This is a genomic window from Salinibacterium sp., assembly GCF_031364185.1.
Lineage (GTDB): Bacteria > Actinomycetota > Actinomycetes > Actinomycetales > Microbacteriaceae > Rhodoglobus.
In genome coordinates this window covers 1-11,046 of sequence record NZ_JANLVV010000161.1, presented here as the reverse complement: position 1 = coordinate 11,046, position 11,046 = coordinate 1, and the positions used below count along the sequence as shown (strand labels likewise).

Genomic DNA, 11,046 nt, shown 5'->3' with positions numbered 1-11,046 from the left:
TGAAGGTGACAGTGCCGGAACTCGCGGAATAGGTGCTTGTGCCCGCAACCGGTCCGGCGAGAGACGTCACCGTGATCTTCGCAGTCGCGGCATCCGCTCCGCTGACAACCGCCGTGATGGAGACGGTCGGTGCAACGTCAGTCGCCCCGGCCGCCGGCGACACCACCCCGACGGTGACGGCAGGAGCAGTCGGTGTCGGGGTGGGCGTAGGGGTTGGGGTCGGAGCAGGACTTGGTGCCGGCGTTGGTGCCGGCGTTGGTGTCGGCGTCGGTGTCGGCGTTGGTGTCGGCGTCGGCGTTGGTGCCGGCGTCGGTGTCGGCGTCGGCGTCGGCGTCGGAGTCGCAGGTGCAGGCGCAAAGACGACGTCTACGAAGTAGTTCGTCGAATTCCATACGGATGCCGGCATGCCGCCCCCCGCGCCGTAGACGTACCGTCCGTTGCTGGTGTCAGCGGTAAGGGGTCCGCTCGTACGCGCAGCCGTGAAGTACGACGGGGTGCTGGAATACCGGCCGGCCGGAGCGAAATACGACACGATATATGTCGTCCCGGCCGTCAGGGCGAACGGCGTCGCGAGAGTCGCCGTCTGCCATCCAGTGGCCGTTTCTCCGCTGAAGGTGACGGTGGCAAGCCGGGCACCCGAGGTCGACCACAGAGATCCGGTGTGGATTCCCGTGTTTCCGGTGCCCTTATAGAAGCGGATGGCCGTTACCGAGCCAGCCTGTGATGTGCTGAAAGCCATGCCCAGCTCGACGGCGCTCGAGTCATTATTCGCCATGGTGGCCGGGGTGCCCGAGATCAGCGAGAACGCGGATCCGGGCGGGGAAGCGGCGGCGGTGGTGAAGGACCATGTGCCGCCGCTCACCACTGTTCCACCGACGGACACCGTCGCGGTGTATGTGGTGGATGAGGCAAGGGTTGCCGGAACAAAGGTGACGGTCTTCGTTGCGGTCGAGTATGTGGATGTACCGGCCACGACTCCGCTCGGACCGGTGATGGCGAGAGTCGGCGTTCCGGTCGAACTGTCCCCCGACATCACGGCGGAGACCGAGGTCGTGGGCGGAACTCCGACCGCAGCCGACTCTGGCGTCTTCGAGACGACGCTCGCGGGGACGGGCGCCGAGGTCACGAATGTGACATCCACGAAGTAGTTGGTGGCCTGGAAGCTCGAGGTGGGGAATCCGCCTGCCGCACCGTACAGGTATCTGCCATTGGTCGCGATATCCGCGGCGAGGGGTCCACTCGTCCTCGGAGTGCTGAAGTAGTTCGGGGTGGCCGAATATCGGCCCACCGGCGCGAAATAGGACACAACGTACGTCGACCCGGGCGCCAGTACCAGTGGACTCGAGAGGGTCGCGGTCTGCCATCCACTGGCTGTCTCGCCGGTGAAGGTCACCGTAGCCAGCCGTATGCCAGTTGACGACCAGACCGATCCCCTGTGCGTGCCTGTGTTACCTATCCCCTTGAAGAAGCGGATCTGGGTCACCGATCCGGCCTGTGACGGGGTAAACGCCATTCCGAGTTCCACGGCGCCCGAATCGGCCGATGACGCCGTCACGGGAGCGCCCGAGATCAGGTTATATGCGGTGCCGATGGGCACGGGTCCAGCTGTCGTGAACGACCAGGAGCCGCCCGAGAGGGCGGTCGATCCGGAAGCGACGACAACCGAATATACCGTACCGTCAGCCAAAGCTACGGTCGGCATGAAGGTCAGGGTCCTGGTGCCTGGCGCGTACGCCGTCGTTCCGGTGATCGCTGTCAGACCCGAGGTGACGGCCAGAGTGGGTACCGTTGCGCCTGGATCGGCAGACAGCACGGCCCTGATGGCCGTTGAGGTCGCGACCCCGGTCGCACCGGCTGCCGGAGTGTTCGACGTGACCGCGGGAAGCGGGGTGCCGCCGCCGCCTGGAGGCGCGAACATCACATCCACAAAATAGTTCGTCGTCGATGGTGACGAAGGAAAGCCGTCGCTATAGCTGTAGACGGCGCCGCCGGAGGGAACCGTCAGGAATCCGCTCCTGAATACCTCGCCGAAGACGCCCGAAGTAGTGGAGTAGTTGCCGCTCGTGGATCGATATGACGCAACGTATTGCGTGCCGGCCGTGATGGCCACTGGCTGGCTGAAGTAGACGTTCTGCCAGCCAGTGGCCGTTTCGCCCACGAAGGTCGCGGTCGCCAATGACGTTCCGGTCGATGACCAGAGGGTGCCGGTGTGTGTCCCCGTATTTGCGGAGCCTTTGAAGAACCTCATGCCCACGATCGAGCCGTTGGAACTCGAACTGAAGGTCACACCGAGGGTCACCGGGCTGTCGGCAACCTGCAGCACTACCGGAACCGTCGATGTGGAGAAGATCGAAACCGGGCAGGATGCTGCGCTACCGGCTGCTGCGGTGGTGAAGCTCCAGGCCTGCCCGGTCGAGAGAGCGCCAGCAGTACCGGACGCCACGATCGTCGCCGTGTACGAAGTGGTCGCCGCGAGCGCCGCAGTCGGCGTGAACGTGACTCTCATCGTCGCGGCGTCGTAAGCACTCGTTCCGCCGATGGCGGCTCCCGCGGTCGAAAAGATCGACATGGTGACGGTGGATGCTGTCACCGTGCCGGCCAGCCACGCCGTCACTGCGCTCGACGTGCCGACGCAGGTGGATCCGGCGACCGGGTAACGGGAGGTCACGGACGGCGGGGTTACATTCTCGGTCGAGAAGAGCACGTCGACGTAGTAGTTCGTTCCCTGGTAGCTCGACGTCGGAAGGGTGCCAGCGTTTCCGAAGACACCGGGAGACGGAGCGCCATAGGCGTATGGCACCGACAGGGGCGACGACAGGCTCGACCAGTACGTCCAGTAGTAGTACCCCGAGGAGTAGCGCCCGGACGGTGCCGTGTATGACACCGTGTACTTCTGGCCGGCCGTCACACTGACGGCGCTGGGGAACTGTGCGGTCTGCCATCCACTCCCTGTTTCGCTGGTGAAATTCACCTGCGAAAGCAGAGCACCTGTCGAGCTCCAGAGTGACCCGGTGTGGGTTCCGACGTTCGCGGCGCTTTTATAAAAACGCACGCCGGTGACGAACCCGTTGACCTCGGGAATGAAGTTGAGGCCGAGCTCGGCTGCACTGGGATCCCCCGAGTCAACGACCAGCGGAGCCTCAGAACCGAAGACGCTGGCTGGACCGGTGACGGTCAGGGGCAAGGTGTTCGGTGTCGAGGTATTGGCGCTGTCGTCGGTGGCCCGCACGCGGACTGCCTGGGCTCCGATTCCGCTCTGGCTGTACGAGTAGCTCCACGAGGCGGTGCCCGTGGCGGCATGCCACTCCGTCCCGCCATCGGTCGAGACTTCGACTCCGGCCACGACACCGCCGACATCCTGTGCGGTGCCCGACACGGTCACGACGGCGCCGCTGCTCCGGGTCGAATTCGCCGCGGGAGCCACGAACGAGACCGTCGGCGCTGTCGTGTCAGTGCTTCGGGCAGCTGATACCAACCCGGTCATGAGCGTCAGTGGCTGCGCTGACATGTCAGCGAGGATATTCACCTGCGCCTGCTGCATTCGAGGATCGGCGGGGGCACCGTTGCCATCGTGATTCTGTGAAAGGCCCCACGCCCACTGGATCGTCCCCGCGCCGAACACCAGCGCTCCACTGGGGGCGCGGTAGAGGGTCAGGTTGTGCGTCGTGGTGCCGGGGGCGACCGCGTTGCCGAAATCCTGGAGAAGTTGTGGGGTCGGGCCCACCGTCGTCGACAGCTTGATGAGCCCGGCGGGGCTGAATCCATTGTCGACGACTTCGTTCGATTCGTAGCCGACAGTGTGCGGGGCAAGTGGCTGGCGAGTTCCTGCCGCCAGGGCTGTCAGGGAGGTGCCTCGCCACAGCCGGGTCTTTCCCTGATCCGCCGTCACGGTGACAGGGAGATCGTCATCGTTGGACATGTACATCGAGCCAGTCAGGGCATTCTCCGGCCGACCCGCTCCCGCGCTCGGTGCCGCAAACCGCGGGTCGCGCCAGGTGCCGGTCCAGGTCGTGCTGGGGTCGATCTTCGCGTTGGCCCACGTCTCCTTATACGAGACAAGCGTGCGGTAGGCATTGGATCCGGGCTCGACGGTGGATGGCTCGTATCGCGTGTGCCAGTAGACCTCATTACCCGACAGAAACTGCAGGTTGACTCCCGCGTCGCGAGCGGCCTCGACGTTGGCCCGCTGCCCGGTCGACCAGTATTCGTCGTGGCCGACCGAGAGAAATACCTTGTGGTTGAGCAGCAGAGAACCGTACCGATCGGTATCGACTCCGGACGCGTAGGTAATGTCGTACCCGTTCTGCTCCAGGAACTGCACCTGGGCGAACTCCGAACTGAAGTAGAAGTCGCGAGCCGTGATGCCTTCCCGGGTTGCGAATGGGCGGTTGTAGCTGAGTGAGAATGCTCGACCCGCGCTGCCGCCCTGGTAGAAGCTGGCTCCACCGTACGTGTTGTACGCCTGCCACGTCGTGTCCGATGTCTGGAAGAGCACATCGGAGCGGCTGGAGTCGTCGCGCACGACGAAAATAATGTGACTCGTCCCACCCGTGTCAGTGCGGTCGAGCACCGCGATGTACACGCCGGAGACGGCCGTCGCTGGCACCGTCCACGAGGCGGAAAGTCCCCAGTTGCCGCAGTCGGCCAGGCCGGTCAGGCCATCGGTCGCACACGGCGGCTGGATTTGCGGAAGGGATGCGGCGGGTGTAACGCTCGTGACGAATCGTGCCCCCAAACCTTGATAGTAGCCGGTGCGGTAGATGTCCAGCCGGTAGCTCGAGGCGGCAGTGGATACCTTGAATCCGATCGTCCCACCGACGTTGACACTGATATCCGTTCCGAAACCCTGGATGCTCGAATCGCCAGCGCCCTGGATATCCCAGATGGCCGGATCGGTTCCGGGCTTGTTGTTCTCGCAGACGATCCTGTTCGAACTCGGGCCGCAGGGGTCTGCGGCCGCAGACGCAGGCTCGGCCGTGACGCCCATGAGAGTGCTGGCCACGAGTCCGAAAATTGCGGCCGTCGCGACACCGGCGCGAGGGCCGGGATGACGCTGGGCCGCCGAGACGCCGATGGCAGCCCGTCGAGTCAGCAGCCGTGAGATTCGTGCCGTGAAATTCAACATCGTCAGTACGCCCCCACTGGCCCGATGACAACGCCGACGGTGCGCCACATGATGCGAATGTCACCAAGGATGGACCAGTTCTCCACGTAGTGCAGATCGAGGCGGATGCTCTCTTCCCAACTCAGATCGGACCGTCCGCCCACCTGCCATGCCCCGGTGAGCCCGGGCTTGATGTACAGGCGACGCTGGAGGCGATCGTCGTACTGCTCTGCTTCGCACATCAGGGGAGGACGCGGACCGACGATGCTCATCTGCCCCATGAAGATATTCCAGAGCTGGGGAAGCTCATCCAGCGAGTATCGCCGCAGCACGGAGCCCATCCGGGTGACGCGCGGGTCGGCACGGAGCTTGAATAGCAGGCCGCTGCCCTCGTTCTGCTCAAGCAGAGCGGCAAGGTCCGCCTCGGCGGTCGTAGTCATCGAGCGGAACTTGACCATCGAGAATCTTGTGCCATCGACGCCGACGCGCTCCTGGCGGAAGAACACTGGGCCGGTGCTGTCGCGACGAATCAGCAGTGCGATCACGCCGAACAGCGGCGCCAGGAACAGCAGGGCGCATCCGGACAGGACGACGTCCATCGCACGCTTCACGCGGTGCTTGCCGCCCGAAAAGGTGGGGGTCGTGACATGCATGAGCGGAAGGCCGTCAGCGGTATCGAAGCGCATACGCGATCGGACGACCGAGTCGAGGCACCAGGCGAGCACCAGGTGTGCCTGGCTTGATTCGAGGCGCCACGACAGCGCACGGACGAATTCTCCACCGTCGCCGGGGTGGCTTGCCAGGATGACGACGTCAGCGTTTGCGACGGCAATCGCGTCGGTTATGGCAGTGATTCTGTCGCACTGGGACATTCCGGTCGACGACACTGCGTCGGAGACGGGCACGCCATCAGACAGGACCGCACCCGCCACCACATACCGGGGGGCGGTGGCGCGCCCGAGCTGCTCCACTACGAAGTCGATGTCGGGACCGGCGCCGACGATCAGGGCGCGTGGCAGACTCAAACCGAACGCTCGAACTGAGTCAAGCCGACGCTGCCAAAACGTGCGGCCGACGATAAGCAGCAGCAGACCGACGGGAAGTCCGCCGAGAAGGTACGCCCGAAGGCCGTCGATGTGAACGAATCCGTTGACGACCGCAAGGAGCCCGAACACCACGGATGTGGCGGCAACTACACGCCCAGACTCACTGCTGCGCCCCGCAGTTCGGAGTTCCGAGGTGCGCCGCACGTGCAGGGCACCGAACCAGACGAGGGAGAATACGCCGGCCGTCACGACCTCCGTATGCCCCGGAACAACGGAATAAAGTCCGGTCCAGACGCCAATCACGACGGATGCCGCGACCACGACGAGAATGACCACGAGGTCGGTCAGTTGGCAGGCATGCACCTGGCGGTGGGCCCAGGATGCTGACGCGGGCTTCGGGGTGCGGGCACCGGACTCGGTGCGCGCGGTCGCGTGGGCCGCGCTGGCAGAAAACATATCGATCGCGCGACCGCTAGGCGACGGTAGACCGACACGAATAGTGCCACTCACGGCATGCTCCCCGCGAAGGAAGCACTGTTGGGTAATGCGCGGAGGATGAGTAATGCGCGGTATTTTTCGAGCGTTATCGGGCGCACGAAAAACACCTCGGAAGGTGTGTTCATGGGAAATTACCTGCTCGGGACAGGTGTTGCGTGAGCCAGCTCGTTAGTTTGGGTAACGACTGGCACTTCGGTCGGGATTCCGAAGTGTTGTCAGGTTAGTGCTGCGCACAGGCGTCGTCAAGCTCTTTCTCATGGATGGCACATGATTGCAAACCGACACGCCGCCACAATGGATTACTTTTCCGCATATTGCACCAGTCCACACTGCCGATTCTGGCAATCAACCCGTGTGCCAACACGGCCACACGGCTTTACCAGCGGTGGTGGATCTCGGCCCGGAATCGACGGTCGTACAGCTCGCGGATCTGCAGGGTGAGGTTGAGTTGCCCGACATCTCCCGCCGACGCATTCGACGCCGCCTGGGCAACATTTCTAGCGCCCGGGATCACCGTAGTGACACCAGGAAGCTGCGACAGCCACGCGAGCGCGGCCACCGGAGCCGGCAGCCCTACCTGCCCTGCCAACGACGAGAACTCCTGCGCGGCGGCAACCCCGTCGTCGAAGTTGACGCCCGAAAAGGTTTCGCCGACGTCGAATGCCTCACCGTGACGGTTGTACGTGCGGTGGTCATCTGGCGCAAACGTGGTGTCTTTCGTGTATTTTCCGCTCAATAGCCCCGAGGCGAGCGGCACCCTCGCAATGATCGCGACGCCGGCCTCAAACGCCGCCGGAAGCACCGCATCCAGCGGTTTGAGACGGAAGGCGTTCAGGATGACCTGCACACTGGCAACGCCCGGCCGGGCAATCGCGGCGAGCGCTTGGGCCACCGTCTCGACACTCACACCGTAGCGAGAAATCGTGCCCTCCGACACGAGGGTGTCGAGGTTGTCAAACACACTGTCACTCTCGATAACGGCGCTCGGCGGACAGTGCAGCTGCACCAGGTCGAGGGTATCCACGTCAAGGTTGGTGCGGGAGCGGTCGATCCACGCCCTGAAGTTGGCCATCGAGTAGTTCTCCCGGGTCTGCTCGAGGCGCCGCCCGATTTTCGTGGCCACGAATAATCCGGGGTGGGTCGCGGCGAAGCGGCCGATGATCTGCTCGCTGCGTCCGTCGCCGTAGACGTCGGCGGTGTCGAAGAAAGTGACGCCTGACTCGACCGATGAGGCAAGGATCGCCGTCGCATCCACCTCGCTGACGTCTCCCCAGTCTGCGCCAAGCTGCCAGGTGCCGAGGCCGATCGTTGACACGGGACGGCCGAGCCGGGTGATGGGTGAGGTGCGCATCGGTCCAGCCTACGATGCGGCGGAGCCTGGGACCGGCGGCTAGTTGATGACCTTCGCGACGGCATGGGCGAGCCGCTTACGCACGAGGTGGTCGTTGACCTCGACCCTGTGCATGGTCACGTGCCTCATCTGCTCGATGATTCCCATTGTGCTCGGCGTGATGAACTGGTCGAGCGCACCGTACACGACGTCGATCGGCACCCTGATGGCGGAAATGTCGCTGACGGTGGTCTGTGATTCGATGCAATTTTGAAGGCTCAGGATGAACGGAGTCCAGTTGCGCTCAGACACTTCGAGCACATCCTTCAGCTGGAAGATGCTTGCGATTCGAGCGACGCTACCGATCGTAAAGTCTTTATTGGCCCGCATGAATTCGTAGGCGCGAAGGTAGGCCCCGACCTGTCTGCGAGCTCGCGGGTCACCGATCTCGGTGGGCGTCAGGTACACGGGCGGGCTGATCAGCACCAGCCGCGACACCTGGGCCGGGTGCACAGCGGTGTAGCGGGCGGCCAGCAGACTACCGAGGGAGTGGCCGACGAGCACGAACGGCGCTGTAAGCCGTAGCGAGTGCACTGTGCGGCGAATAGCGGCGACGTGCTCCTCGATCGTGTAGGTCGCATGCGACGGCGCCGGCGACTCGCCGAACCCGAGCAGCTCGATCGAGATGCAGCGGTAACGATCCTCCAGCAGCGGCACGAGTCGTTTGAAGGTGGCAGCCGACGAGGCAATTCCATGGATGAGGATGATCACCGGCCCCTCGCCCACATCCCCGGCGATGTTCAGCAGCGGCGAGGCAGCGGGGCGAACCTTCTCGACGACCGTGTTCCACCAGCTCATCCGCCCAGCATAACGACGCCCCCTCCAGCATCCGCGCACGTCTGTCGCATCCGCGATCGGGCGCCCGTGCGCGGATGGGACAGACGTGCGCGGATGCGGATGCGGGTGCTTCTGCCTGCGGGACGGATGAATCAGCTACCCTCGAATGGGGGTCACCGATTGTTGACGGGCACATCGTCTGTGCCGGATCCAAGCCCCGCATCTGCACCTCAGGGGGAACCACGTGGATTTGAGTCCAGCTTCGGCCATTATCACCAGTATCGGCGGCGCCGAGAATGTCATCGGCCTCACTCACTGTGCCACCCGCCTGCGCTTCCAACTCAAAGACACATCGGGAATCGACCAGGCGGTCGTCGAAGCGATACCTGAGGTCCTCGGTGTCGTTCCCCAGACCGGGAATCGCTACCAAGTGGTCATCGGCGGAGCAGTCGAGACGGTGTACAACGACATTCTGGCGCTTCCTGGACTCGAGAGACTTGGCTCCGGACGCGGCGCTGACGATGTGAAGGCAGCGGAACGCGCGAAGGGACCACGCGGTAGGTTCGCCGGCCTCGACACGTTCTTCGAGGTCCTGTCAGACTCAGTCCGCCCCATCCTGGGCGCACTCCTCGGCGCTTCCCTGTTCATCACGTTCATGGCGCTGATGGCAACCCTCGGAGTCATTCCGGCGTGGAACTCACCGGGCGTCACCCTGGACCCGTCCTGGCAGTTTGTCAACCTGATGTGGCAGGGAGTCTTCGTCTTTCTGCCGCTCATGGTGGCCTACAACGCCTCCAAACGGCTCGGTGCCGACCCGTGGGTCGGCTTCGCCATCATGGCCGTAGTCATGTTGCCCGGCTTTACCGCCCTGGGGCTTTCCGAGGGCGCGGAGACCGTCTTCGGCGGCAAGGCGGCCGTCGTTCAGATCTTCGGGCTGCCGCTCACGGTGACTGACTACAGTTCGCAAGTGTTCCCACCGCTGCTGATGGCGGTGGTATTCGGCGCGCTGACCAAGGGTCTGAAGAAGATCATCCCGCCGAGTATCCAACTGATCTTTGTGCCGTTCATCAGCATGCTTGTCATGATTCCGCTGACCGCGTTCGTCATTGGCCCCCTCGGCGTGTACGGCGGCGCCGGCCTCGGCAGCTTCCTCAAGTCGATCAACGACTTCTCGCCCTTCATCTTCGCGGTCGTCATCCCGCTGGCCTACCCCTTCATGGTTCCCCTCGGCCTGCACTGGCCGCTGAACGCGATCATGCTACTTAACATCCAGTCCCTCGGCTACGACTTCATCCAGGGGCCGATGGGCGCCTGGAACTTTGCGTGCTTCGGTGCAACCGCGGGCGTGCTGTACCTCTCCATCCGCGAGAAGGATCGGCAAATGAAGCAGACGGCGACCGGCGCGCTGGCAGCGGGGCTACTGGGTGGCATCTCCGAACCGTCGCTCTACGGCATCCACTTGCGGTTCAAACGCATATACCCGCGGATGCTCGTCGGTTGCCTCGTCGGTGGGGTCATCATCGGCCTCGGCGGTGGCGTGAAGACCAGCGCCTTCGTTTTCACCTCGCTACTGACCATCCCCGCGTTCGACAACATCCCGCTCTATGCGGGCGCTGTTGCTGCGTCCTTTTTCACCGCGATGATCCTGGTAATTCTCTCCGGATACCAGACGCCCGAGCAGAAGGCTGCCGTCGCCGTTGAGGTCGAGGCGCGGGAAACCGCCAAGACCACAACGACTGCCGTAGCGGCTCCGGTCGTCGCACCGCTCGTGGCGAGTGCGGCAGGCACGAGAGGCGCAACCACTGTGGCCACCGTTCTCGCCACGATCGGTTCACCTGTCAGCGGTGTCGTGATTCCGTTAGCCGAGGTTCCGGACCCGGTATTTAGCAAGGGCATCGTCGGCCTCGGCGTCGGAGTCGATCCAACCGAAGACACCGTCTACGCGCCAGGCGCCGGTGAGGTGGTTGTCGCGCAGTCGACCGGCCACGCCTTCGGGCTGTTACTCGACAGTGGTGTGGAGCTCCTCATTCACGTGGGCATTGACACCGTGAACATGAAGGGCAAGGGCTTCGACGTCACGACAGCCGTGGGCGACCGCGTCGAAGCGGGCACTCCGCTGGTGACGTTCAACCGGAAGATGATCGAGGCTGCCGGCTATTCACCGGTCACTCTGGTGCTCGTGACCAATCCGAACGACTTCGGATCGGTCGACCAGGCGGCTACCGGCCCGG

General features: G+C 63.9%; 5 protein-coding genes. 1 reads left to right on the top strand and 4 read right to left on the bottom strand.

Annotated elements, in window-relative coordinates; translation table 11 throughout:
• From RMN95_RS07330 to RMN95_RS07315, 4 genes are all read right to left on the bottom strand, one after another.
• Positions 1-5,125, bottom strand: a 5,125-nt coding sequence (locus RMN95_RS07330; protein WP_309616282.1) for a DUF4082 domain-containing protein, incomplete at its 3' end; no start/stop codon positions are given.
• 2 nt (positions 5,126-5,127) lie between these two features.
• A complete protein-coding gene (locus tag RMN95_RS07325) occupies positions 5,128-6,660 on the bottom strand; it encodes a sugar transferase (protein WP_309616281.1) in 1,533 nt (510 codons plus the stop codon).
• Positions 6,661-7,024: 364 nt separating this feature from the next.
• Positions 7,025-7,999: an aldo/keto reductase gene (locus tag RMN95_RS07320; protein ID WP_309616280.1), complete on the bottom strand. Its 975-nt coding sequence runs from the start codon at positions 7,997-7,999 to the stop codon at positions 7,025-7,027.
• 39 nt (positions 8,000-8,038) lie between these two features.
• On the bottom strand, positions 8,039-8,836 hold the full coding sequence (locus tag RMN95_RS07315; protein ID WP_309616279.1) for an alpha/beta hydrolase: 798 nt from the start codon (positions 8,834-8,836) through the stop codon (positions 8,039-8,041).
• Positions 8,837-9,059: 223 nt separating this feature from the next.
• Between RMN95_RS07315 and RMN95_RS07310 the strand changes: the two genes are divergently transcribed.
• On the top strand, positions 9,060-11,046 hold a 1,987-nt coding region (locus RMN95_RS07310), incomplete at its 3' end, for a glucose PTS transporter subunit IIA (protein ID WP_309616278.1).

What these genes read in the sequence shown, in the direction of transcription:
- RMN95_RS07315 (WP_309616279.1), bottom strand. Translation starts at nt 8,836, where the DNA reads ATGAGCTGGTGGAACACGGTCGTCGAGAAGGTTCGCCCCGCTGCCTCG.
- RMN95_RS07320 (WP_309616280.1), bottom strand. Translation starts at nt 7,999, where the DNA reads ATGCGCACCTCACCCATCACCCGGCTCGGCCGTCCCGTGTCAACGATC.